Source organism: Streptococcus sp. SR4, assembly GCF_000517725.1.
Taxonomy (GTDB): Bacteria; Bacillota; Bacilli; order Lactobacillales; family Streptococcaceae; genus Streptococcus; species Streptococcus salivarius_F.
In genome coordinates this window covers 1-25799 of record NZ_AZYW01000075.1, presented here as the reverse complement: position 1 = coordinate 25799, position 25799 = coordinate 1, and the positions used below count along the sequence as shown (strand labels likewise).

Here is a 25799-nt window from a genome sequence, read left to right as displayed (position 1 = left end):
ATAAAACCGTTCTTTTGTGGAATATAAGTGGTTTTCTTATGTTCCGCAAAGGAATGGTACACCAAACGAAGTGCGGTAGGGATTTTTGAATCTCTACAAAGAAAGGACGTGAATATATGGACGATATGCAAGTCTATATTGCGAATTTAGGCAAATACAATGAGGGCGAATTGGTCGGTGCGTGGTTTACCTTTCCCATTGACTTTGAGGAAGTCAAAGAGAAAATCGGCTTGAATGATGAATATGAGGAATACGCCATTCATGACTACGAGTTACCCTTTACGGTTGACGAATACACTTCCATTGGCGAACTCAATCGACTATGGGAAATGGTATCGGAATTACCCGAAGAATTACAATCGGAGCTATCTGCTCTGCTCACTCATTTTTCAAGCATTGAAGAACTAAGCGAACATCAAGAGGATATTATCATTCATTCCGATTGTGATGATATGTATGACGTGGCACGCTACTACATTGAAGAAACGGGTGCTTTAGGCGAAGTACCAGCTAGTCTTCAAAACTATATTGATTATCAAGCCTATGGTCGGGATTTAGACCTTTCAGGAACGTTTATCTCAACCAATCATGGGATTTTTGAAATCGTCTATTAAATCTGTCGGTACATTACTACTGGCAGATTTTCTATTTTACGGGGTGGCTCAATCAGCTACCCCTATTTTTTATGAAAGGATTGATTACATGAAGAAAATACGAAGCTATACCAGTATCTGGTCTGTGGAAAAGGTACTGTATTCTATCAATGATTTTAGACTTCCGTTTCCCATAACCTTTACGCAAATGACATGGTTTGTCGTGTCACTCTTTGCAGTGATGATACTTGGCAACTTGCCCCCTCTTTCCATGATAGAGGGAGCATTTCTCAAATACTTTGGGATTCCTGTGGCTTTCACATGGTTTATGTCTACAAAAACTTTTGATGGTAAAAAGCCTTATGGATTTTTGAAGTCTGTCATTGCTTATGCACTGCGACCAAAGCTGACCTATGCAGGAAAAAAAGTAACGCTTGGCAGAAACCAGCCACAAGAAGCCATTACAGCAGTTAGGAGTGAATTTTATGGCATATCCAATTAAATACATTGAAAACAATCTCGTCTGGAATAAAGACGGGGAATGTTATGCTTACTATGAGCTTGTTCCTTACAATTACTCATTTCTAAGTCCAGAACAGAAAATACAAGTGCATGATTCTTTCAGACAGCTTATCGCACAAAATCGTGATGGCAAAATTCATGCTTTACAAATCAGTACAGAATCCAGCATACGTTCTGCACAAGAGCGTTCCAAAAATGAAGTCACTGGCAAGCTCAAAGCGGTTGCCTATGACAAAATCGACCAACAGACAGACGCTTTAATATCCATGATTGGCGAAAATCAAGTGAACTACCGTTTCTTTATCGGCTTTAAGTTGCTTCTCAACGATCAGGAGTTTTCTATGAAAAGTCTTACCGTTGAAGCAAAAAATGCTTTGTCTGATTTTGTCTATGATGTGAACCATAAGCTGATGGGCGATTTTGTTAGTATGAGTAATGATGAAATCCTGCGTTTTCAGAAGATGGAAAAGCTCTTAGAAAATAAAATCTCTCGTCGTTTCAAAATCCGCAGGTTAGATAAGGACGACTTCGGCTATCTGATTGAACACCTTTACGGACAGACAGGCACTGCCTATGAAGAGTATGAGTACCATCTATCAAAGAAAAAGCTGGATAATGAAACGCTGATTAAATACTATGACTTGATTAAGCCTACTCGCTGTTTGGTGGAAGAAAAACAGCGATATTTGAAAATCCAGCAGGAAGATGAAACCGTCTATGTAGCTTACTTTACCATTAACAGCATTGTCGGAGAACTGGACTTCCCGTCCTCTGAAATCTTCTACTACCAGCAACAGCAATTTACATTCCCGATTGATACGTCAATGAATGTGGAAATTGTAGCGAATCGTAAAGCCCTATCTACTGTCCGCAATAAAAAGAAAGAACTGAAAGACTTGGATAACCACGCTTGGCAAAGTGATAATGAAACCAGCTCCAATGTGGCGGAAGCTCTGGAAAGTGTGAATGAGCTGGAAACCAATTTAGACCAAAGCAAGGAATCTATGTACAAGCTGTCTTATGTGGTAAGGGTATCAGCAAATGATCTTGACGAACTCAAACGTCGTTGTAATGAAGTGAAAGATTTTTATGACGATTTAAGCGTAAAACTGGTACGACCATTTGGGGATATGCTCGGCTTACATGAAGAATTTTTACCTGCCAGCAAGCGTTATATGAATGATTATATTCAATACGTGACCTCTGATTTCCTCGCTGGTTTAGGTTTTGGTGCTACTCAAATGCTGGGGGAAAATGAGGGGATTTATGTTGGCTACAGCTTAGATACTGGACGCAATGTCTATCTGAAACCTGCTCTTGCCAGTCAAGGGGTTAAGGGTTCAGTAACCAATGCGTTAGCGTCGGCTTTTGTTGGTTCGCTGGGTGGTGGTAAATCCTTTGCGAATAACCTTATCGTCTATTATGCGGTGCTTTATGGGGCACAAGCAGTGATTGTAGACCCAAAAGCAGAACGTGGCAGATGGAAAGAAACCTTGCCAGAGATTTCCCATGAAATCAATATCGTCACTCTGACTTCTGATGAGAAAAACAAAGGCTTACTTGACCCTTATGTGATTATGAAAAATCCCAAAGATTCTGAATCACTGGCTATTGATATTCTGACATTCCTTACGGGGATTTCCTCTCGTGATGGGGAACGCTTCCCAATCCTTAGAAAAGCCATTCGTGCAGTAACCAATAGTGAAGTACGAGGGTTGATGAAAGTGATTGAGGAATTACGGGTTGAGAATACGCCACTAAGTACCAGTATATCCGACCATATCGAAAGTTTTACAGACTATGACTTTGCACATTTATTATTCAGTAATGGTTATGTGGAGCAGTCTATCAGCTTAGAAAAACAACTGAACATTATACAGGTTGCGGACTTGGTACTTCCCGACAAGGAAACTTCCTTTGAGGAATATACCACTATGGAGCTTTTATCCGTTGCTATGCTGATTGTCATTAGTACCTTTGCTTTAGACTTTATCCATACAGACCGAAGCATTTTCAAGATTGTAGATTTAGACGAAGCATGGAGCTTTTTACAGGTAGCACAAGGAAAAACACTATCTATGAAGCTGGTTCGGGCTGGTCGTGCTATGAACGCTGGGGTATATTTCGTGACCCAAAATACAGACGACCTCTTAGATGAAAAACTGAAAAATAACCTCGGCTTAAAATTTGCATTTCGTTCCACTGACCTTAACGAGATTAAAAAGACCTTAGCCTTTTTTGGTGTAGACCCAGAGGACGAAAACAATCAGAAGCGATTGCGTGATTTGGAAAACGGGCAATGCCTTATCAGTGATTTATATGGTCGTGTCGGTGTGATACAGTTCCACCCTGTATTTGAAGAACTGCTCCATGCCTTTGATACCAGACCACCTGTGCGAAAAGAGGTGTAAATGTGAAACCATCAATAGTAAACAGAATAAAATCAAACTGGACGCTGAAACGTCTAGGTAAAGTGGCAATGACAGTGGCTTTCACACTTGTGATTGCCATTTTTCTTTTAGCCATGCTGGGAACGGTGGTTCAAGCTGCGGGCTTGGTAGATGATACGGTCAATGTGGCAAATGAATACAGCCGATACCCACTTGAAAACTATCAACTGGATTTTTATGTGGATAATAGCTGGGGCTGGCTTCCGTGGAACTGGTCGGACGGGATTGGAAAACAGGTCATGTATGGACTATATGCCATTACCAATTTTATTTGGACAATCAGTTTGTATGTTTCCAATGCGACAGGTTACTTAGTACAGGAAGCCTATTCCTTAGACTTCATTTCCGCTACAGCAGATTCCATTGGTAAGAATATGCAGACCTTAGCTGGTGTGAGTGCAAACGGATTTTCAACAGAGGGTTTCTATGTTGGATTCCTCTTACTCTTGATTTTGGTTCTTGGGGTTTATGTTGCCTATACGGGACTGATAAAGAGAGAAACCACAAAGGCAATTCATGCCATTATGAATTTTGTGCTGGTGTTTATCCTATCGGCTTCCTTTATTGCCTACGCTCCCGACTACATTAAAAAAATCAATGACTTTTCATCAGACATCAGTAATGCCAGTTTATCACTTGGCACGAAGATTGTCATGCCCCATTCCGATAGTCAAGGCAAGGACAGCGTGGACTTAATCAGAGATAGCCTGTTTTCCATACAGGTTCAGCAACCGTGGCTACTGCTTCAATACAACAGTTCAGACATTGAAAGTATCGGTATTGACCGTGTGGAAAGCCTGCTCTCCACCAGCCCAGATTCCAACAATGGCGAAGACAGAGAAAAAATTGTTGCGGAAGAAATTGAAGACAGAAGCAATACCAATCTAACCATTACAAAGACCATTAACCGTTTAGGTACAGTCTTCTTCCTATTTGTCTTCAATATTGGGATTTCCATATTTGTATTCCTATTAACAGGAATCATGATTTTCTCGCAGGTACTTTTTATCATCTATGCTATGTTTCTGCCTGTGAGCTTTATTTTAAGCATGATTCCATCATTTGATGGTATGTCAAAACGAGCCATAACAAAGCTCTTTAATACCATTTTGACACGAGCTGGAATCACATTGATTATTACGACAGCATTTAGTATTTCAACCATGCTCTATACCTTATCGGCTGGTTATCCGTTCTTTTTGATTGCTTTTCTACAGATTGTGACCTTTGCAGGAATCTACTTCAAGCTGGGCGATTTAATGAGTATGTTTTCTCTACAGAGTAACGATTCTCAAAGTGTGGGAAGTCGTGTGATGAGAAAACCTCGTATGCTTATGCACGCTCACATGCACCGTCTACAGCGGAAACTTGGACGTTCCATGACTACTCTAGGGGCTGGGTCTGCCATTGTTACAGGTAAAAAAGGACAGTCGGGTTCGGGGAGTTCTGCAAGGACACAAGCAGATCACTCCCGACCAGACGGAAAGGAAAAATCAACACTTGGAAAACGTATCGGTCAAACCATCGGTACAGTAGCTGATACCAAAGACAGAATGGTAGACACTGCTAGTGGTTTGAAAGAACAGGTTAAAGATTTGCCGACCAATGCAAGATATGCAGTATATCAAGGAAAATCCAAAGTAAAAGAGAATGTCCGTGATTTAACCAGTAGTATTTCTCAAACCAAAGCGGACAGAGCCAGTGGACGCAAGGAACAGCAGGAACAAAGGCGAAAAACCATTGCGAAGCGTCGCTCTGAAATGGAACAGGTCAAACAGAAAAAACAGCCTGCTTCTTCTGTTCATGAAAGACCGACTACAAGACAAGAACAATATCATGATGAACAGACCTCAAAACAGTCTAATATTCAGACTTCATATAAGGAATCTCAACAAGCCAAACAAGAGCGTCCAGCAGTTAAGTCCGATTTTTCAAGTCCAAAAGTGGAACGCCAAGGCAATACCGTTCAAGAAAAAACCGTTCAAAAGCCAGCAACTTCAACCACTACAGCAGATAGAACTTCACAACGTCCAATCACAAAAGAACGTCCGTCTACTGTTCAAAGAGTACCACTACAAAATACAAGAAGTAGACCACCAATCAAAACCGCCACCATTAAGAAAGTCGGTAAGAAACCATGAAGTTGAAAACTTTAGTGATTGGTGGTTCTGGATTATTCTTGATGGTCTTCTCACTGCTTCTGTTTGTTGCCATTTTATTTTCAGATGAACAGGACAGCGGAATTTCCAATATTCATTATGGAGGTGTGAATGTTTCCGCAGAAGTGCTGGCTCATAAGCCTATGGTAGAAAAATATGCCAAAGAATATGGCGTTGAAGAATATGTCAACATACTTCTTGCGATTATACAGGTGGAATCGGGCGGTACTGCGGAAGATGTTATGCAGTCCTCGGAATCCCTCGGTCTTCCACCTAATTCATTGAGTACAGAAGAATCCATTAAGCAAGGTGTGAAGTATTTCAGTGAATTATTAGCCAGTAGCGAAAGGCTCAGTGTAGATTTAGAATCGGTTATCCAGTCCTACAATTATGGTGGTGGTTTCTTAGGGTATGTGGCTAATCGTGGAAATAAATATACCTTTGAACTGGCTCAAAGTTTCTCAAAAGAGTATTCAGGTGGCGAAAAAGTGTCTTACCCCAATCCCATAGCCATACCTATCAATGGGGGCTGGCGATACAACTATGGCAATATGTTTTATGTGCAACTGGTAACGCAGTATCTTGTCACAACAGAGTTTGATGATGATACGGTACAAGCCATCATGGACGAAGCACTGAAATATGAGGGCTGGCGATACGTTTACGGTGGAGCTTCCCCGACTACTTCTTTTGATTGTAGCGGACTGACACAATGGACGTATGGAAAAGCTGGAATTAACTTACCACGAACCGCACAACAGCAATATGATGTGACCCAGCATATCCCACTATCGGAAGCACAAGCTGGCGATTTGGTTTTCTTTCATTCTACCTATAACGCTGGCTCTTATATTACTCATGTTGGGATATACCTTGGCAATAACCGTATGTTTCATGCAGGCGACCCAATCGGTTATGCCGACTTAACAAGCCCCTACTGGCAACAGCATTTAGTGGGAGCAGGACGAATCAAACAATGAGAAAGGAAGATTTAATGATGAAATTTAGAAAAAATCAGAATAAAGAAAAACAGATACCAAAGGAAAAGAAACCTCGTGTCTATAAGGTCAATCCTCATAAAAAGGTTGTGATTGCCTTGTGGGTACTTTTAGGGCTTAGTTTCAGCTTTGCGATATTCAAGCACTTTACAGCTATAGATACTCATACTATTCACGAAACAACTATCATAGAAAAGGAATACGTTGATACTCATCATGTAGAAAATTTTGTAGAGAACTTTGCGAAAGTCTACTATTCATGGGAGCAATCCGATAAGTCCATTGATAATCGAATGGAAAGTCTAAAAGGCTATCTGACAGATGAACTTCAAGCTCTCAATGTTGATACAGTACGCAAAGATATTCCTGTATCGTCTTCTGTAAGAGGATTTCAGATATGGACGGTAGAGCCAACTGGCGACAATGAGTTTAATGTAACCTACAGTGTAGACCAGCTCATTACAGAGGGAGAAAATACAAAGACCGTCCACTCTGCTTATATAGTGAGTGTCTATGTAGATGGTTCTGGAAATATGGTACTGGTTAAGAATCCGACCATTACCAACATACCTAAGAAATCAAGTTATAAACCAAAAGCCATTGAAAGTGAGGGGACGGTTGATTCCATTACAACCAATGAAATCAATGAGTTTTTAACGACGTTCTTCAAGCTCTATCCTACAGCGACAGCCAGTGAACTTTCCTACTATGTGAATGACGGGATATTAAAACCAATCGGAAAAGAGTACATCTTTCAAGAACTGGTAAATCCTATTCACAATCGTAAGGATAATCAAGTCACGGTATCGCTGACAGTGGAGTATATCGACCAGCAGACCAAAGCAACGCAGGTATCTCAATTTGATTTGGTACTTGAAAAGAACGGGAGTAATTGGAAGATTGTAAAATAACAAATATTGGTACATGATTACAGATACTTTGTAATCATGTACTCTTTTTGATAAAAAATTGGAGATTCCTTTACAAATATGCTCTTACGTGCTATTATTTAAGTGACTATTTAAAAGGAGTTAATAAATATGCGGCAAGGTATTCTTAAATAAACTGTCAATTTGATAGCGGGAACAAATAATTAGATGTCCTTTTTTAGGAGGGCTTAGTTTTTTGTACCCAGTTTAAGAATACCTTTATCATGTGATTCTAAAGTATCCAGAGAATATCTGTATGCTTTGTATACCTATGGTTATGCATAAAAATCCCAGTGATAAAAGTATTTATCACTGGGATTTTTATGCCCTTTTGGGTTTTTGAATGGAGGAAAATCACATGAAAATTATTAATATTGGAGTTTTAGCTCATGTTGATGCAGGAAAAACTACCTTAACAGAAAGCTTATTATATAACAGTGGAGCGATTACAGAATTAGGAAGCGTGGACAAAGGTACAACGAGGACGGATAATACGCTTTTAGAACGTCAGAGAGGAATTACAATTCAGACAGGAATAACCTCTTTTCAGTGGGAAAATACGAAGGTGAACATCATAGACACGCCAGGACATATGGATTTCTTAGCAGAAGTATATCGTTCATTATCAGTTTTAGATGGGGCAATTCTACTGATTTCTGCAAAAGATGGCGTACAAGCACAAACTCGTATATTATTTCATGCACTTAGGAAAATGGGGATTCCCACAATCTTTTTTATCAATAAGATTGACCAAAATGGAATTGATTTATCAACGGTTTATCAGGATATTAAAGAGAAACTTTCTGCCGAAATTGTAATCAAACAGAAGGTAGAACTGTATCCTAATATGTGTGTGACGAACTTTACCGAATCTGAACAATGGGATACGGTAATAGAGGGAAACGATGACCTTTTAGAGAAATATATGTCCGGTAAATCATTAGAAGCATTGGAACTCGAACAAGAGGAAAGCATAAGATTTCATAATTGTTCCCTGTTCCCTGTTTATCACGGAAGTGCAAAAAACAATATAGGGATTGATAACCTTATAGAAGTGATTACGAATAAATTTTATTCATCAACACATCGAGGTCCGTCTGAACTTTGCGGAAATGTTTTCAAAATTGAATATACAAAAAAAAGACAACGTCTTGCATATATACGCCTTTATAGTGGAGTACTACATTTACGAGATTCGGTTAGAGTATCAGAAAAAGAAAAAATAAAAGTTACAGAAATGTATACTTCAATAAATGGTGAATTATGTAAGATTGATAGAGCTTATTCTGGAGAAATTGTTATTTTGCAAAATGAGTTTTTGAAGTTAAATAGTGTTCTTGGAGATACAAAACTATTGCCACAGAGAAAAAAGATTGAAAATCCGCACCCTCTACTACAAACAACTGTTGAACCGAGTAAACCTGAACAGAGAGAAATGTTGCTTGATGCCCTTTTGGAAATCTCAGATAGTGATCCGCTTCTACGATATTACGTGGATTCTACGACACATGAAATTATACTTTCTTTCTTAGGGAAAGTACAAATGGAAGTGATTAGTGCACTGTTGCAAGAAAAGTATCATGTGGAGATAGAACTAAAAGAGCCTACAGTCATTTATATGGAGAGACCGTTAAAAAATGCAGAATATACCATTCACATCGAAGTGCCGCCAAATCCTTTCTGGGCTTCCATTGGTTTATCTGTATCACCGCTTCCGTTGGGAAGTGGAATGCAGTATGAGAGCTCGGTTTCTCTTGGATACTTAAATCAATCATTTCAAAATGCAGTTATGGAAGGGATACGCTATGGTTGCGAACAAGGATTATATGGTTGGAATGTGACGGATTGTAAAATCTGTTTTAAGTATGGCTTATACTATAGCCCTGTTAGTACCCCAGCAGATTTTCGGATGCTTGCTCCTATTGTATTGGAACAAGTCTTAAAAAAAGCTGGAACAGAATTGTTAGAGCCATATCTTAGTTTTAAAATTTATGCGCCACAGGAATATCTTTCACGAGCATACAACGATGCTCCTAAATATTGTGCGAACATCGTAGACACTCAATTGAAAAATAATGAGGTCATTCTTAGTGGAGAAATCCCTGCTCGGTGTATTCAAGAATATCGTAGTGATTTAACTTTCTTTACAAATGGACGTAGTGTTTGTTTAACAGAGTTAAAAGGGTACCATGTTACTACCGGTGAACCTGTTTGCCAGCCCCGTCGTCCAAATAGTCGGATAGATAAAGTACGATATATGTTCAATAAAATAACTTAGTGTATTTTATGTTGTTATATAAATATGGTTTCTTGTTAAATAAGATGAAATATTTTTTAATAAAGATTTGAATTAAAGTGTAAAGGAGGAGATAGTTATTATAAACTACAAGTGGATATTGTGTCCTGTATGTGGAAATAAAACACGATTAAAGATAAGGGAAGATACTGAATTAAAAAAATTCCCCCTCTATTGTCCGAAATGCAGACAAGAAAATTTAATTGAAATAAAGCAGTTCAAAGTAACTGTGATTACAGAGCCAGACGCAAAGACGCAGAGCCGATAAAATGAGATTAATACAATCTCATTTTATCGGCTCTTTCCGTTATGTATGGATTCTTTTAATTAGTCTTCGATGTTTCTTGCTTCGTTGATACCGCTGGCTAAAGATTCCATTAAGGATAGTTCTTTGTCTGTAAAGCTATCCATGTATTTCTCTATCTGTAATCGTCGGGTGCTTTTTACCAAGTTATTAGCAGGTAAGAAAAATTCATCAACGGAAACATGAAGTAACGATACAAGGTCATAAAGAACTTGTATGCTGGGGTGTTGCCCTTTATTTTCAATATTAGTTAAGTACCGTGGGTCAATTTCAATCAATGCTCCCACTTGTTCACGAGTTAAACCTCGTTTCAATCGAGCTTCTTTAATGGCTAAACCAAAGGCTCTAAAATCATATTTATCTTCTTTTTTACGCATAGTAGACCACCTCTATACATTTTATTGTTCCTACTGAATTAAAAACAGGTATAGAAAAACGTGTTATATGGTTTATAGGTTTATATTTAATAAAAAGCACTACTAAACGCCAATAAAAAAAACCGTTATATGGTAGTGCTATTTACGCTGTTAAAATATTGTATATTACTTCCAAATGGCGGTTTGTTGGAGGTCAACGTCGCCATGAAGTACATCATATACAATAAATTTCCTTACATTGGGTTCTTGTCAAAAAAAGTCGTCTATCTGCAATAGATAAGTACGTCCACCAATGTGGTTTTATAAATCATATAGATAGAATAACAGAAGCATGTAAACAGAGAAATAAATCTGTTTATATGCTTTTTTGGCTATTCAGAACTTTTTTACAAAGTTTATTTATCAGTAATGCAACAAATCCCCCTTTCACATTGGGACTAAGAGTGAAAGGAGATAAACGAGCAAGGCTCACTTCCTTTCCTAGACAGAAAGGGGGTGAGAAACATGAAACCATCTTCTTTTCAGACCACAATAGAAAATCAGTTTGACTATATCTGTAAACGTGCTATGGAAGACGAGCGAAAGAATTATATGCTTTATCTTTCAAGGATTGCAAAGCGTGAGGTGTCCTTTTCGGATGTTGGCGATTATCTTGTTAGCCAGTTTGCGACAACAGATAACTATTCAACTGACTTTCAGATTTTTACACTCAATGGGTTATCAGTAGGCGTTGAAAATGATTTGTTGAGTGAAGCATTACGTGAGTTGCCAGACAAGAAACGTGAAATTCTACTGCTGTTTTACTTTATGGACATGAGCGATTCAGAAATTGCAGACCTGTTGAAATTGAACCGTTCTACTGTCTATCGGCATAGAACCAGTGGACTAGCCTTAATTAAAAAGTTTATGGAGGAATTTGAAGAATGAAAACACAATATCCTATGATTCCCTTTCCTCTCATTGTAAAGGCAACAGATGGCGATACCGAAGCGATTAACCAGATTCTACATCATTACAGAGGGTACATAACGAAGCGTTCCCTACGACTTATGAAAGATGAATATGGCAATCAAAGTATGGTCGTTGATGAAGTCTTACGTGGAAGAATGGAAACCAGACTGATTACAAAGATTTTGTCATTTGAAATTAAGTAATATCCTCTCTCCTTTCGTGGAAGCGTGCTAAACCATTCCACGCTTCCCGAACAGGGAGGTTTGTTATTCCACCAAAGCATATTGAGCTTTCAATGTGTTTTGATAGGCTAACGAGCCATTGTTCTTTGAAAACTGAATAAAAGTAATCGAATACGTTTCGATAAGAAAAGAGCCAACGGAACTAACCGCCATGACCTATCTTATAAAGATAGCGAGCGATTCATGTTAGTGATCCGAGAAGCAATCTTTAGCAGGATTGCCTGCAACGACATTCTTATCGTGATAATGATACTCCCATACAGTCAATAGTCCGAGCGTGATAAAACCGTCGCAGGCAATGAGTATGGCTACATGAGAACCATGCAGGGGTGGAACTCCCGTGAGCTTTGCTAAAGCTGTTCGATTGCTGGTAAAACAACTTTTATGAAATCCAAATAAGTGATTTGGAAAGGAGGATTTTATGAAGCAGACTGACATTCCTATTTGGGAACGTTATACCCTAACCATTGAAGAAGCGTCAAAATATTTTCGTATTGGCGAAAACAAGCTACGACGCTTGGCAGAGGAAAATAAAAATGCAAATTGGCTGATTATGAATGGCAATCGTATTCAGATTAAACGAAAACAATTTGAAAAAATTATAGATACATTGGACGCAATCTAGCGTCGCCAAAGGGTCTTGTATATGATAAAATAGTATTAAGTCGTATCAAGGCTCTTTCCATAAAGGAAAGGAGCAAATGCCATGTCAGAAAAAAGACGTGACAATAAAGGTCGAATCTTAAAGACTGGAGAGAGCCAACGAAAAGACGGAAGATACTTATACAAATATATAGATTCATTTGGAGAACCGCAATTTGTTTACTCGTGGAAACTTGTGGCTACAGACCGAGTACCAGCAGGAAAGCGTGATTGTATCTCACTTAGAGAGAAAATCGCAGAGTTACAGAAAGACATTCATGATGGTATTGATGTTGTAGGAAAGAAAATGACACTCTGCCAGCTTTACGCAAAACAGAACGCTCAAAGACCAAAGGTTAGAAAAAACACTGAAACTGGACGCAAATATCTTATGGATATTTTGAAGAAAGACAAGTTAGGTGTAAGAAGTATTGACAGTATTAAGCCATCAGACGCTAAAGAATGGGCTATTAGAATGAGTGAAAATGGTTATGCTTATCAAACCATCAATAACTACAAACGTTCTTTAAAGGCTTCATTCTATATTGCTATACAAGATGATTGTGTTCGGAAGAATCCATTTGACTTTCAACTGAAAGCAGTTCTTGATGATGATACTGTCCCTAAGACCGTACTAACAGAAGAACAGGAAGAAAAACTGTTAGCCTTTGCAAAAGCTGATAAAACCTACAGCAAAAATTATGATGAAATTCTGATACTCTTAAAAACAGGTCTTCGTATTTCAGAGTTTGGTGGTTTGACACTTCCAGATTTAGATTTTGAGAATCGTCTTGTCAATATAGACCATCAGCTATTGAGAGATACTGAAATTGGGTACTACATTGAAACACCAAAGACCAAAAGTGGCGAACGTCAAGTTCCTATGGTTGAAGAAGCCTATCAAGCATTTAAGCGAGTGTTAGCGAATCGAAAGAATGATAAGCGTGTTGAGATTGATGGATATAGTGATTTCCTCTTTCTTAATAGAAAGAACTATCCAAAAGTGGCAAGTGATTACAACGGCATGATGAAAGGTCTTGTTAAGAAATACAATAAGTATAACGAGGATAAATTGCCACACATCACTCCACATAGTTTGCGACATACATTCTGTACCAACTATGCAAATGCAGGAATGAATCCAAAGGCATTACAGTACATTATGGGACATGCTAATATAGCCATGACGCTGAACTATTACGCACATGCAACATTCGATTCTGCAATGGCAGAAATGAAACGCTTGAATAAAGAGAAGCAACAGGAGCGTCTTGTTGCTTAGTAGTACAAATGAATTTACTACTTATTTACCACTTCTGACAGCTAAGACATGAGGAAATATGCAAAGAAACGTGAAGTATCTTCCTACAGTAAAAATACTCGAAAGCACATAGAATAAGGCTTTACGAGCATTTAAGAAAATATAAAAAGATAATTAGAAATTTATACTTTGTTTAATTAAAAAATATTCTGAGATAGTCTTTAAACATCTGATTTTAGATAAGAAATAATCCACAAAAAAATCCCAAGTGCACAAGGCAACTTGAGATTTTCTTTGGCGTTATAATCTCTACTGTAGTGGTTCAAACTACAGTAGAGATTATAGAGCTTTTTGAGTGTACACAAAAAGTCCCATAAGAACTATAATGAAAAGCGACCAAGCCATCATTAGGAAGAACTTATGAGACTTATTAAGAATACCACAGAATCAATCGGAATTAAAGACCAAAACATCAAGATTTCACTTGTTTTTGAAACTAACACTCATATCTAGATTCAAGCAAAACTCGATTATCCTGAACCATCATACCCTCATTACCAAGGGAAGGCTAATTTGCTTTTGTGGCGCAAAACTCCCATACAAAAGTATGTAAAGTCTTTATTCTACTTAATTATATATCGATGGTCTCACCAACAGCTAAAACCCTATAACCTGCTGTTTCAACTTCATTTTTAGTTGTCTTGTAATGACTATAATCATCAATATGAATGGGATAAATTCTTTTAGGTTGAAGGAGATCATTCATTCGGTTTAACATTTTTAAGTCCATGGTAAATGGTCCACCAAATGAACCTGATTTTACAGCACCTAAATTAGCAAAAATAGCATCGATATTTTTAGGGACATTTTTGGTTAAGTCTGGGTACAAAACAGTATCACCGGTAAAATAAATGACTTTAGTTTCTGACGAAGTGGTAAATGTTAGTTGATAGCCATTTACCTTACCAACTATCTTTCGCATGATGTAATTACTGGCATGATAAGCCGGTAATGCTTTTATGGTGATACAATAGTCAGCGACTTGAAATGCTTGTTCTTCTCCCCATCTTAAAACACTATTATTTAAACATGGCACCCCATCTAAAATTTTCCTATTAGGAGAAATGACCGTCTTCTCTTTCAGATAATCTTTCCCTACATCATCCAAATGATCTTGATGCCCATGAGTAATTAGCCATACATCAACTTTGCTAAGAAGAGACTCACCCTTATAAACATCAGTTTGTTTCTCGGAGACAAATCCTTTAAACTGAACTAAAGTTCCCTTAGGAGATAAGTCAGGATCAATTCCAATATGAAATTGATTATCAATGGAAATGACTCCACATGCAACGCCACAATAAGTAAACGAAATAGACATAGTACCTCTTTTTATAACGACCATGAATTGAAAAACCAGTCATTAACAATAATGGAATGAGCATTTAAGTGCATAGCTCTTGTAACTAGATTATAGTTTTTATCATCACTTTTATCAATACCAGCGTATGTTCGACACCTTCTTTTACGTTTAAAATACTTAGTTTCCACATACCTCAGTTAACCAATCCACAAAAAAATCTCAAGTGCACAAGGCAACTTGAGATTTTCTTTCTGTCTGGGCATGCCTGAGTTATTCAGGGCTTTATATTATTTGTCCTTTTGATCTTTGTGATCTTTTTTATTTTTCTTTTTACGTCCGTTGCGGCCAAGTCCTAGACCTGTTACCGATACGGTGAAGCCTGCGATATTGATGGTTTCTTCAATCTTACCTTTGCTTGCTTCTTCCTCATTTGAGAGATTAATTGGCATCTTGTGTTTAGAGCCTTTACCCTCAGCTTGACTTGAAACAGGTGCTTCAAAGTCATCGCCTGGTCCATAAGTGACTGGTCCATCATGAGCTTCCACTTGCTCTTCGACTTGGTCGAGAACTTCTAGGTCTTCAATCTCTTCAACAACAATATCGTCTGCCTTGTCTCCCTTAGGTTTACCGTTAATATCGCCTGTAAGCGGGATATAAACCACGGTTTCTTCAAGGTTACGTTGACCTACTGTCTTACCTTCAACCTTGTCCTTATCAGCACTGTAGCCTTCTACTTCAGGAGTGATGACTGTTTCAAACTGACCTTTGTTTGAAGTCCAGTAGCTTGAACCAAGCTCTTCACCTGTAACCTTATCAATAGTCAAGCTACGTGTCCATTGAGCAGTTTGGATGTTATTGGCAGGAAGTTCTGCTTGTCCATCGCTAGATGTGTAGAGAACTGTGAAGGTTACGTCTTTGATGTAGCTTTCACGTTCTGGCCATTTAGCACCATCTGGATTAGCTGGGTTGATTGGTGTACCAGCTTCTTGGATGTTATCTGGACCTACTTGAACGGTACCATGACGAAGGGTAACCATGAAGTTTTGGTCAACATGTGAATCGCCATCAAAGATCACACCGTTTGTGAAGCCATCAGCAAGGAGGGTATAACCACGGTCGCTATAGTACTTGATACGTTCGATTGTTGAGTATTCAATCACTTCGCCTGATTTACCAAGCAAGTCAACCACTTCAAGTTTCTTACGAGTTGTACCGTCAACATAAGTGACTGTAGCTTTCTGAGCATCCTTGAGGTAAGTAACCACTTCCATGATTTCAGGAGTTTCCACAGAAACATCTGTCATTTCAGCGACTTCTATACGGTCTGGTGTAAATCCGACAACCTCTGGTGAAGGAACAGCTGAGAAGCCAGCTTGAGTACTTGACCATGCTTCATAATTGATAGCACCTGTCACAAGGTTTACATTAGCCAAACGTTTGAAATCAAGAACTTCAACGTAGTCGTCGCTAGCCAAGCCACCTTCTTCGAAGACATACTGGATGGTACGTGTCACATCGGCACGGTTTTCAAGCATTTCTACGCTATTTGGCCAAACTGGGCTATTCACATCATTTGGATCTACGACTTCACCTGCAACTGGTGCTGGCATATCTGTGTCGATAAGAACCAAACGTTCACGAAGAACCACTTCGAAGACTTGATCAAAGTCAGAATCACCGTTGTAAGTGTGGTCAAAGGCTTCTGCATAACCATCGTTGACAAGTTCATAACCTTGTTTGAGCAAGTTTGCGATTTGTTCATCAGTAGAGTAGTCAATCTTCTCACCTGAGCTTCCGACAACAACATCACGAGTCAATTCTGACTTATCAAGCTCATTCATGTAAAGGATAATAGCTTTTTGCTCATCCTTAGCATAAACCACGTTGGTATCTTGACCTGGGTGTTCTGGAGTAATAAAGGCCTTTTCAGAAATGTAACCAAGCACATCTGGAACGACTGTTTCCATAGCCATGGTTGGATCTTCAGGATCGTTGTTGTAGCTTGGAGTAGGTGCATTTTCGATTGGTGTACCATACTCATCTACTGGAATAATCTTACCAAGTTCTGTGTAAGTTACTGTATCTTCCACTTCTGGAAGGTCTGGGCGAACTTCGAGACCACCAGCTTGACGTTTATCCGCATAGAAACCTTCAACAACTGGAACTTCTACAACATCATAAGTGAAGCTGTCTTGATCCCAAGTGCTTGTTTGTTCCACTTGGTTAAACTTACCGTGGAAGCTGAAGCTATCTTGAATGTTGATAACTGGATCTTTGTAGCCAGCACCTTGGAAGGTAACCGTTTGTTTCGTATCTTGCGTGATATCATCCAAGATTGGTTCGTAAACCAAGGTTTGGTCCAGGCTGAGGTCAATTGGCAATACCAATTCACTTTCAGCTTGGTAGCCAGCAACTTGTGGTGCTGGTGTTTCAATAACTTGCGTAGCATCTTGAGGATTATTGGCATAATGAACTGGTTCTGCATCCGCGATTGGATTACCAAAGGTATCAACAGGGATAATCTTACCGAGTTCTTTATAGACAACACTGTCTGTAGCTTCTGGTTTATCAGGTGTAACAATCTGCATACCAGCCACTGCCTTGTCCGCATAGTAACCTTCGATAACTGGGACATTAACCTTAGCAAAGGTATAGCTGTCTTGATCCCAAGTGTAAGTGTCTTCTGCTTGATTGTACTTACCAGTGAAAGTAAAGTCAGACTGGATATTAACAGACGGTGTTGCTTCGCCAGCTCCTTTGAAGAAGACCGTTTGCAAGGTTGGTTGCGTTACATCTTCAAGGATTGGAGCGTACTCAACAAGAATATCGTCTGTCAAGCTCTCAGGCATGACACTTTGTTGCATTGGACGATAACCCGGAATGTGAGGAACAAGTGTCTCACTAACCTTAGTTGGGTTATTGGCATCGTTGTTGAAGGTTGGCGTTGGAACGTTTGGAATCAAGCGTCCATTTGCATCAATAGGAATGATTTTACCAAGTGGAACGTAGGTAATGGTTTCTTCGATGTTATCTTCAGTAACTTCTCTACCTTTAACTTCTACTCTATCTGCAAAATAGCCTAAAACAACTGGTGCATAGATGTCATAATACTTGGTCTTGTTTGGTGACCATTCTGTCTCGTCAACAAGCTCACCTGTGACCTTGTCAAAGGTAAGGGTACGGACCCAATAAGCCTTTTGCACATCGGCATCTGGTAAATCCGCATTGCCGTCTGTACTCTTGTAAAAGACTGTGAAGCTTACTTCTTTTTCGTAAGCATACTTAGATGGCCACTTAGGTCCATCTGGATTATTAGGATTAATTGGAGTATCTGGGACTTGCTCATGGTCAGGCCCTACCTTGGCAACATCGTGTTGCAAGAGGACAAACCACTCTTGATCATCAATATCCTTATCATCAAAAATGGCATCTTTAGGGAATTCGTCCTGAATCAAGTCATATCCCATGTCCTTGAAAGTCTTGATACGTGTTGCTGTTCCGTATTCAATCGCTTCACCCAATTCCCCGGTCAACTGGTCACTAACCAAGTAAGCACCGGTAGTTTCATCAATATAAGTGATGCTGGCTTTCTTGAAAATTTTACGATACACAACCGGAGTATCCCCTCCTGGTTTGTTCGGTACTACACTTTTAATATCTGTCATATAATCTTGAACAGCTGGTGTTGCTGTCTCACCCGCCTTTCGTGGATCTTTTTTGTTATTGTTATACTGCTTAGTCAAAGCACCTGGAATATATTCCCCATCTTCTGTCACAGGGATAATGCGTCCCAATTTCCTATAGGTCACATGTTCCGTTACCGTTGGCACATAGGGTGTGACAACGTTAAAACCCGCTTCCTTTTGGTCAGCGAAATAGCCCTGGACAACTGGTACCGATATCTTAGGATAGGTATAACTGTCCTTGTCCCATTCGATTAAGCCAGTCTTCCTATCTCTAGTCCCCGTAAAAACATGATTTTCCATGACTTCAGGGTCTGGAGTTTGCGAATCTGCTCCTTGAAAAATAATCTCTTGCTTAGATGGAATCCTCACGGTTTCCGATTGGGCATGATTATCAAAGAGGGCTTCGTCAGCTCTAGCAAAATCTAATGGAGAGGGGGCACTGTGGTCAGAGCGACTTTTTGGGTTAGTCAATAATTTAGAAAGATCTATAGTATCAACTAAATCAGAGTCCGCTGATTTATGTGCAATATGCTCTTCGGCAGTTCTTGCTGCTGCTTCAGTCGCATCTTCCCTATAGGCTCTCAAAAATACTCCCCCTTTCTTCTTTTTATGAGAAATAAAATCCTATACTTGCTAAGTTCTCATGGAAATCTTTTCTATTAAGATTTCATTTTCCCTCGGAGAAGCTAACAAGTTCTTATCAAAGATTAAAATTTTTGATATCTCTTATATATACTATAATACGAGAATCGAATTTTTACAAGTAAGGTGTAAGAACTTTAATCATTTTAACCCCTAAGTGAAAAAATAGTGCTTTAATGTGCAATATCTATCAAGTAGTTTACGAAAGTGACATCAAAATGAGATTACCCCGACAACTTAAATGATGAGTCTTTAATGGAGTTTTCTCTCCCTAAAGACACTCTCATAAGAAATACACTATAAACTATCACAACTACTTCTCATCTTTGAAAGGCTAGGGCCTTACTGTATTTGTTAAAGAAATGGCCTATTAGGAATGACACAGGCCAAGCCTGCGACTAGTCCTCGACTAGGAAATACCAATAAATAACTGGCATTACTCCTAGTATAGATTGACTTTGACGCTTCGTCAATAGATTGGAAGCATTTAATGAAAATCCCTAATTTTAAAGCATTCTCGTATTAAATTGTGCATTAATAATAGTCACTTGGATTAGGCTATTTTGCTGTCATTCTGGGCACCAAATAGTCATAGGTATTTCACAACTCACTCAAGAAAAGGGTTAAATGACTATTCACAGTCCACATCTAAGTCTTTACGGAGACCCAGTTACGCCATAAAAACCGAGACTGTTGTCTCGGTTCATACAGCTTGGAAACGATTAGATTTGTCCTCGGCCTTCACCGTCAAAGTAAACCCACCATCCTGGACTCACTTCAACCCAACGGTTGACAGCCATTTCACCTGAATTTGGATCAAAGTAACGAACAACACCGTTCACGCGAACCAAATGACCTTTGATTTGTTTACCATTGTTATCAAAGAGGAGGTTTTGACCATTGATATTAACCATGCCTTTGACAGCATTACCATTACCATCGAAGTAATACCAGCTACCATCAATTTCGTGGAATCGATTACGGTAAAGGTCACCTGAATTTACATCATAGTAACGAAGGTTGCCATCTACGTTTGCCAAAGCACCTTTGACCTGACGGCCATTTTGATCAAAGTAGAGGTCTTGACCATTGATGTTTTGTGAACCTTTTACGGCTGCTCCATCATTATTGAAGTAAGCCCAAACACCTGGTTCAATTTCAGCAAAACGGTTGCGAGCCAATTCACCTGAGTTAGCATCATAGTAACGGATAGTACCATTCTCATTAACAGTACGACCTTTAACTTGGACACCATTGTTGTCGAAGAAGAGTTCTTGACCATTGATGTTTTGGTGACCTGTCACACGTTTACCATTACCATCGTAGTAAGCCCAAACGTTATTACCAATTTGTACGAATTGGTTGCGTCCTGATGTATTGTTATTGTTGTTATCTGGTTTTGGATCTTGTTTACCGTTTGCATTCAAGACACCGTTTTGGTCATAGTAGAAGACTTGACCTCTGCGGTTTTGACGATAACCATCACGCAATTGCACACCATTAGCGAGGAAGAAGTATTGTTTACCATCGATAGTCTTTTCACCGATTGCCATACGACCTGAGTTATCAAAGTAGTAAACATTTCCGTCGTTATCTTTGATGAAGGCATTCTTAGCACGTTTGCCATCGTTATAACGATAGTAAACACTGCCCCAGCTCTTCTCAAACTTACCACTACCATCACCGTTTTGGTTATCGTTGTTAGTTGATTGGTTGCTTCCGACTACTTTTGGAAGGCTAACTTTACCACCATTTGTACCGTAGTAACCGTTGAGACCATTCTTAAGCACGTACTCTGAACCACGGTCAAGAATGTTAGTACCATTCATGTACTTCGCAGACCACTTCGTAATCTTCTCGTCAGTTGTCATGCGTTTACCGTTAGAGATTTGAACACGGTCAAAGATTTGTGGGTAGAGACGTTTCAATTCATCAAGGAAGGCACCACCATATTTACCTTGGTAGTCATTACCAAAGGTACGTGTTTTAGCGGCATAGAGGCTGTGGTTGATGATTGCGCCATCTTTAGTTTCACCGTAGTTATTAACACGAGTTGCAGTAACTACTTCGTCACCTGGAAGGTTGTAGATTTGGTCTGGAACCCAGTCAGCAATCGCTGAAATTCCCACTGCATGGAGGGCTTTAAGAGCTGCCTTCAAGTCAGCCAATGAACCATACTTGTTGTCCTTACTCATGGCAATGTCATAACGGTCTGTGAAAGCATAACCATTTTGGATGACTGAGTCAAGGAAAGTACCATCATCACTTGAAACGTATTGTGGTGCAAGTTCGAATGATGTAATACCCCATGATTTGAAGAGACTAGCATTTTCAGCAATCTTCTTATTAGTGTATTGTGATGGATTTTGAACGAAGTCTTGGAAGTTAGAGAAACCTTCGTAGATAACTTGTGAATCAAGGGCAGCATTTGATTCATAAACCAAACCACTGCTGTTCTTTTCTTTACTTGGTGCTACACGCACGTCTTGATTTTCAGAAGCACCTACTGGTACCCAAACGGCAAGGTAACCATCAACTTGAGGGTTACGGATACCACGGATTTCGTTTGCATTAAATGTCAAATTACCGTTACCATCAGTGTATTTGACAATGCCGTTAGCATCGCTATCATTCAAGTAAGTAGCCACACCATCGTTTGTTGTCAAAAGCAATGGACGATAAGCTTGGTTACGGTGAGCCGCACCCATGTTAATTGTCAAGTTGCTTGTCAAACGAAGGGCAGGTTGGTTTGAAACGATGACTGCCATACCTTGGTTACGTGTTTCTGCTGTACCAGCATCAGAAGCACTGTTAGCCCCTGTACCGTAACGTACAGAAGTCAAGACACCTGCAGCATCCCAACCATTAGTATTACCGTAACCGATGTAGTTAACCTTCATATCTTGACCACCGGCTGCATAGCGGATACGGCCTTTCAAGAGGGTTTCAATAGCATCATAATATGGTGATTTTTGGGCCATATATTGACCATCATCTGTGTACATGTCTCCATAGTAAACACGTGGCACAGTGTCCTTATGCGTAAGCATCAAGGCATATGCTGATGGAATATTATATTGTGTATATTGCTTGTTAGCACTACGCATGTCTCTGTTATAGATTTCAAAGGCTTTCTTCATTTCATCAAGAGTGAAGGTATTCCCTGTTGATTGAGGGTTGATTTCATTTTTGATGATTTGACCAATGATTGATTGTACCTCTGAATCGTGAGCACGAACAAAGGCGTAGTTAGCCATGCGTTTAGAGTTTTTACCACTTTCAGAACGGTCATTGATACTATTTGAAATGAGTGGTTCAACTCCTGAGCGGTTACCAATTGGACGCAAGAGTGAATATACCAATGCTAAGTGCATAGGGTCATCCATTGGCAATTGGGCACCTTTAGTGTCTTCATTGTAGTATGGGTCATTGTGAGACCATGCTTCCAAGATAGACATGTGTTTAATGGCTTGATCTTGACTTTGATCAGAACCATATTTAGCTTTGAAATAATCTGAAGCAATTTGGAGAAGGTCGGCATTGACATTATCCACGGCATCGACACGAACACCATCGAAGTTTTCATCTTCAGAACCACCAGTAATAGTACCGATGTTCATGATGTAGTGGAGCCAGTTCAACTGCTCAGCTTGAACCGCTGGGTTTGAGTTGTCGATATCATTTGCCAACAAGAATTCGAAACCACCGTTACTTGTATCCTTAGTATACTTAGGATTGTGTTTACCTGTTTGGCTAGTTGGCGTGCGGTTCAAAAGACGATAATCAGAATTAGCATGGCTTGTACGACTATCATTGTTATAGAGAAGGGCACCACCTTGCAAGTGATCGCTGTTATCAAGATTTTCAGAAGTTGAATTCCAACCTGGTTGGGTCTTCACGAAATTTTTGATAGTTGTACGCAACCAGTCAGTGTTACCTTCACGCGCAATACGTTCTTCAATACGCTTTTGAACTTCAAGTGCTGCTTGGTCCATTTGGGTTTGTGAGCTGAATGACGTATAGGTCTGATTGGTACCGAGACCTTGCTCCTTCATGTAGTTGAGGTAGCTCGCTTGGATAGCCTTGCTTGGCCACCAAACTGTAAGCAATGGACGTTTGTCATTTTCAGTTGAAGCAGTCCACTCTTTACCATCTTTCAAGATTTCTTTTGGACGGTACCATGTGTTGGCAGTGAAGTAACCGTCAACAAGTTCGATATCTTTATCCGTTGTACCATAAAAGGCATTCTTGTCACCGTTTACAGTAACGTTTGTGTTTGTGCTATCAGCTGATGAACCTGTTCCACCGTTCTTGTCGAAACGGTATTCTTTTTGGTTAGACAATTCACCAGTTTCAGCGTTGAAGTATTGGCTTCCGCCGTTACGTTCAAGGACATAGTTCTTACGAATAGTGCCGTCATCTTCAACGTAGTATTGTTTTCCATCAATTGTTTTGATGTGGCTTGGACCATCAGTTACGACATTGTTAGTTGCTGGAAGGTCGTTGTTTACTACTGTGACAGTGTTGTTGGCATTATTTGTATTGCCGTTAACTGGGGTAGCACGACGGCCTCCTGTAGGACCACGTCGAGCACCAGTCGCACGACGTTCACGTGTCGCTGCGCGATCAGTAACTGTTGTTGTGTCAGTTGTAGTATTGTTATTCGTTGTATCAACAGCTGTATCATTAGTTGCTGTTGTATCTGTTGTAGTTGCCGCACGATCAGTACCGACAGTCGCTGCCGTATCAACAGCATTCGCTACAACTGTATTTGTTGTATCAGTTGTCAAATCGAAAGTTGCTGTTGGAGCGGCTTGATCAGTTGCGACATCGTTTGTCGCTGCAACTGCTGTAGTTGGATCCTGAGCAGCCGTTGTATCGTTAGATACAGTACCCGTATCAACAGTAATATCGGGGATGGCTACAGTAGCATCCGTGTGTTCGTCGGCCTGAACGACACCGTCGTTAGTCCCTAAAGAAACCGCTGAGACTGCACCGAGTGACATCCCTGTAACTGCGATGGTTACCCATTGTTTCTTAACTTTGTGCATTTTAAAATGTACTTTTTTGTCCATAATAAAAAGACTCCTTTTTCCCATTAATAGCTTCATTCTAAAACATTGAAAGCATTTTTTCAATAAAATCTGATGATTTTTCATAATTTTTAGAAAAGTCCTTTTGTTGTTTTAATGACATTAGCTTTAAATGAGTGTTTAGAAATATAAAAATGGTCATTTTAGTTCATTGAGAAACAGAAAACTGACACTCTATGGCTATTTAGAATGATTATTGATAAGGTACTTCTTTTAATGGGATTACAAGGAAATCTAATGAAAATTCACAAAATCCTTAAGGCACTTCTCTCAAAGCGACAAAAAATAGCATCCTTACCAAACCATTAGGTCTGTTAAAATAGGGGGCTTTTTTAGACTATTTTCTCATACAAAATCTAAATTCTAACTATCTAAGCCATTCATTACTTACCGAGGTGTCCGAGGGGCAAGTTTGGTTACTCTAGTGCTAATTAAAAATACTCTTTTCCATCAAAAACGAAGGGAACTAAAACCAGACAATTCATCAAAAAAAATGCCTCAAAAGCTTATCTATCCTGCTGAAAACAAGGAAAAAGGAGTATAATAAAGGTAGAAAGAGTTAAACTATTTAGAAACAAATAGAGGGGAAGGTGAGAAAGATGTCAGTACAACATACAAACTTCAACACAAGCCAAGATAAGGATAAGACTGGTCAAGAGTTCAATAATCAAGAGCTCATTAAGAATAATTCTCCAGACAACAGGCTTGCTTCTATTCTCCTTGCAGTCGCCTTTTATTTAGCTATCGTTTATCTTGCCTTATTTTTGCTCTTAGGCCTGTCAAATCCTTGGGGAATGGTTATAATAATTTTCCTAGCACCTAGTTTGATTAGTTTTATCATTGCAACTATTTTTACAGGTATTGGGCGTAAAAAAGCTAATAAAAACTTCTTATACACAAGCATCGTTTTTTATATAGCTTCTATTGTTTTGGCCTATGACCCCGACTGGGGAGTTTTTCGAGTTATACCGATTCTGTTAACTATTCTAGTAACAGTGGGAACTGTGATGTATAAACAAGAGAATGAGCAAGACAACAAATAAGAGACCATGTTCAAGTGGTCTCTTATTTTTATGTAGTCATTAGTATTTCAAAAAGTCAGTTCCATTTTGAAACTTTCACAACATCTCCAAATCAAAAAAACACCTCCTAGCTAGAATGGTTAGCTAACATGAAGGTGTTTTTTATTTGTGCTTATCTGAGCATTGTAAAGACTCTTACAATTCAGAAATACGAATAATCTTCGTCCTATTCTTCATTTTTCTTACGTTTGGCAAGAAATCCAAGACCA

General features: G+C 39.2%; 17 protein-coding genes and 1 pseudogene. 14 read left to right on the top strand and 4 right to left on the bottom strand.

Annotated features, from left to right (window positions below; genetic code table 11):
• Window positions 1–116 precede the first annotated feature (116 nt).
• From HMPREF1519_RS10020 to HMPREF1519_RS10455, 9 genes and pseudogenes are all read left to right on the top strand, one after another.
• Window positions 117–614, top strand: coding sequence for an antirestriction protein ArdA (locus tag HMPREF1519_RS10020; protein WP_000342539.1), 498 nt, complete (start codon window positions 117–119; stop codon window positions 612–614).
• Window positions 615–702: 88 nt separating this feature from the next.
• Complete coding sequence (locus HMPREF1519_RS10015; protein WP_000723888.1) at window positions 703–1095, top strand: conjugal transfer protein; 393 nt, start codon at window positions 703–705, stop codon at window positions 1093–1095.
• A complete protein-coding gene (locus HMPREF1519_RS10010; RefSeq protein ID WP_037612129.1) occupies window positions 1079–3526 on the top strand; it encodes an ATP-binding protein in 2448 nt (815 codons plus the stop codon). Before HMPREF1519_RS10015 ends, HMPREF1519_RS10010 begins: the two co-directional genes overlap by 17 nt.
• Before the next feature lie 2 nt (window positions 3527–3528).
• Window positions 3529–5706 (top strand): CD3337/EF1877 family mobilome membrane protein, encoded by a 2178-nt coding sequence (locus HMPREF1519_RS10005; protein ID WP_000804748.1) that lies wholly within the window; start codon window positions 3529–3531, stop codon window positions 5704–5706.
• The gene (locus tag HMPREF1519_RS10000; RefSeq protein WP_000769868.1) at window positions 5703–6704 is read left to right on the top strand and encodes a bifunctional lytic transglycosylase/C40 family peptidase; all 1002 of its coding nucleotides are present in this window, start codon (window positions 5703–5705) and stop codon (window positions 6702–6704) included. Before HMPREF1519_RS10005 ends, HMPREF1519_RS10000 begins: the two co-directional genes overlap by 4 nt.
• Complete coding sequence (locus tag HMPREF1519_RS09995; RefSeq protein WP_001224319.1) at window positions 6701–7633, top strand: conjugal transfer protein; 933 nt, start codon at window positions 6701–6703, stop codon at window positions 7631–7633. The genes HMPREF1519_RS10000 and HMPREF1519_RS09995 overlap by 4 nt, the downstream gene beginning before the upstream one ends.
• Before the next feature lie 313 nt (window positions 7634–7946).
• Window positions 7947–7994: pseudogene (locus HMPREF1519_RS10815) on the top strand (hypothetical protein); the annotation flags it as partial.
• Window positions 7995–8009: 15 nt separating this feature from the next.
• Window positions 8010–9929 (top strand): tetracycline resistance ribosomal protection protein Tet(M), encoded by a 1920-nt coding sequence (tet(M), locus tag HMPREF1519_RS09990; protein ID WP_000691727.1) that lies wholly within the window; start codon window positions 8010–8012, stop codon window positions 9927–9929.
• Window positions 9930–10029: 100 nt separating this feature from the next.
• Window positions 10030–10215: a cysteine-rich KTR domain-containing protein gene (locus tag HMPREF1519_RS10455; protein WP_011058338.1), complete on the top strand. Its 186-nt coding sequence runs from the start codon at window positions 10030–10032 to the stop codon at window positions 10213–10215.
• A gap of 59 nt (window positions 10216–10274) precedes the next feature.
• Here the strand turns inward: HMPREF1519_RS10455 and HMPREF1519_RS09980 are convergent, their stop codons facing one another.
• Entirely contained in the window at window positions 10275–10628 is a 354-nt protein-coding gene (locus HMPREF1519_RS09980; RefSeq protein ID WP_001227347.1) for a helix-turn-helix transcriptional regulator, read from the bottom strand.
• 504 nt (window positions 10629–11132) lie between these two features.
• Between HMPREF1519_RS09980 and HMPREF1519_RS09975 the strand changes: the two genes are divergently transcribed.
• From HMPREF1519_RS09975 to HMPREF1519_RS09960, 4 genes are all read left to right on the top strand, one after another.
• Window positions 11133–11555, top strand: a complete 423-nt coding sequence (locus tag HMPREF1519_RS09975; RefSeq protein WP_000804885.1) for a sigma-70 family RNA polymerase sigma factor — start codon at window positions 11133–11135, stop codon at window positions 11553–11555.
• On the top strand, window positions 11552–11782 hold the full coding sequence (locus HMPREF1519_RS09970) for a helix-turn-helix domain-containing protein (RefSeq protein ID WP_000857133.1): 231 nt from the start codon (window positions 11552–11554) through the stop codon (window positions 11780–11782). Before HMPREF1519_RS09975 ends, HMPREF1519_RS09970 begins: the two co-directional genes overlap by 4 nt.
• A 460-nt stretch (window positions 11783–12242) precedes the next feature.
• Window positions 12243–12446: an excisionase gene (locus HMPREF1519_RS09965; protein ID WP_000814511.1), complete on the top strand. Its 204-nt coding sequence runs from the start codon at window positions 12243–12245 to the stop codon at window positions 12444–12446.
• Between the two features lie 81 nt (window positions 12447–12527).
• Window positions 12528–13745, top strand: coding sequence for a tyrosine-type recombinase/integrase (locus HMPREF1519_RS09960; protein ID WP_001291561.1), 1218 nt, complete (start codon window positions 12528–12530; stop codon window positions 13743–13745).
• A 610-nt stretch (window positions 13746–14355) separates the two neighbouring features.
• Here HMPREF1519_RS09960 and HMPREF1519_RS09950 read toward each other — a convergent pair.
• The 3 genes from HMPREF1519_RS09950 to HMPREF1519_RS09940 all read right to left on the bottom strand — a co-directional run bounded on the left by HMPREF1519_RS09950 (window position 14356) and on the right by HMPREF1519_RS09940 (window position 24490).
• Window positions 14356–15105: an MBL fold metallo-hydrolase gene (locus HMPREF1519_RS09950; protein ID WP_037612128.1), complete on the bottom strand. Its 750-nt coding sequence runs from the start codon at window positions 15103–15105 to the stop codon at window positions 14356–14358.
• 269 nt (window positions 15106–15374) lie between these two features.
• The gene (locus HMPREF1519_RS09945; protein ID WP_022495968.1) at window positions 15375–19358 is read right to left on the bottom strand and encodes a mucin-binding protein; all 3984 of its coding nucleotides are present in this window, start codon (window positions 19356–19358) and stop codon (window positions 15375–15377) included.
• A 779-nt stretch (window positions 19359–20137) separates the two neighbouring features.
• A complete protein-coding gene (locus tag HMPREF1519_RS09940; RefSeq protein WP_022496060.1) occupies window positions 20138–24490 on the bottom strand; it encodes a glycoside hydrolase family 70 protein in 4353 nt (1450 codons plus the stop codon).
• Between the two features lie 617 nt (window positions 24491–25107).
• On the opposite strand from HMPREF1519_RS09940, the gene HMPREF1519_RS09935 reads away from it, so the two are divergent.
• Window positions 25108–25551 (top strand): hypothetical protein, encoded by a 444-nt coding sequence (locus tag HMPREF1519_RS09935; RefSeq protein ID WP_037612127.1) that lies wholly within the window; start codon window positions 25108–25110, stop codon window positions 25549–25551.
• The last annotated feature ends 248 nt before the right edge of the window (window positions 25552–25799 follow it).

Coding starts and splice junctions, on each gene's coding strand:
- HMPREF1519_RS10020 (WP_000342539.1), top strand. CDS start 117: ATGGACGATATGCAAGTCTATATTGCGAATTTAGGCAAATACAATGAG.
- HMPREF1519_RS10015 (WP_000723888.1), top strand. CDS start 703: ATGAAGAAAATACGAAGCTATACCAGTATCTGGTCTGTGGAAAAGGTA.
- HMPREF1519_RS10010 (WP_037612129.1), top strand. CDS start 1,079: ATGGCATATCCAATTAAATACATTGAAAACAATCTCGTCTGGAATAAA.
- HMPREF1519_RS10000 (WP_000769868.1), top strand. CDS start 5,703: ATGAAGTTGAAAACTTTAGTGATTGGTGGTTCTGGATTATTCTTGATG.
- HMPREF1519_RS09995 (WP_001224319.1), top strand. CDS start 6,701: ATGAGAAAGGAAGATTTAATGATGAAATTTAGAAAAAATCAGAATAAA.
- HMPREF1519_RS09980 (WP_001227347.1), bottom strand. CDS start 10,628: ATGCGTAAAAAAGAAGATAAATATGATTTTAGAGCCTTTGGTTTAGCC.
- HMPREF1519_RS09975 (WP_000804885.1), top strand. CDS start 11,133: ATGAAACCATCTTCTTTTCAGACCACAATAGAAAATCAGTTTGACTAT.
- HMPREF1519_RS09970 (WP_000857133.1), top strand. CDS start 11,552: ATGAAAACACAATATCCTATGATTCCCTTTCCTCTCATTGTAAAGGCA.
- HMPREF1519_RS09965 (WP_000814511.1), top strand. CDS start 12,243: ATGAAGCAGACTGACATTCCTATTTGGGAACGTTATACCCTAACCATT.
- HMPREF1519_RS09960 (WP_001291561.1), top strand. CDS start 12,528: ATGTCAGAAAAAAGACGTGACAATAAAGGTCGAATCTTAAAGACTGGA.
- HMPREF1519_RS09950 (WP_037612128.1), bottom strand. CDS start 15,105: ATGTCTATTTCGTTTACTTATTGTGGCGTTGCATGTGGAGTCATTTCC.
- HMPREF1519_RS09940 (WP_022496060.1), bottom strand. CDS start 24,490: ATGGACAAAAAAGTACATTTTAAAATGCACAAAGTTAAGAAACAATGG.
- HMPREF1519_RS09935 (WP_037612127.1), top strand. CDS start 25,108: ATGTCAGTACAACATACAAACTTCAACACAAGCCAAGATAAGGATAAG.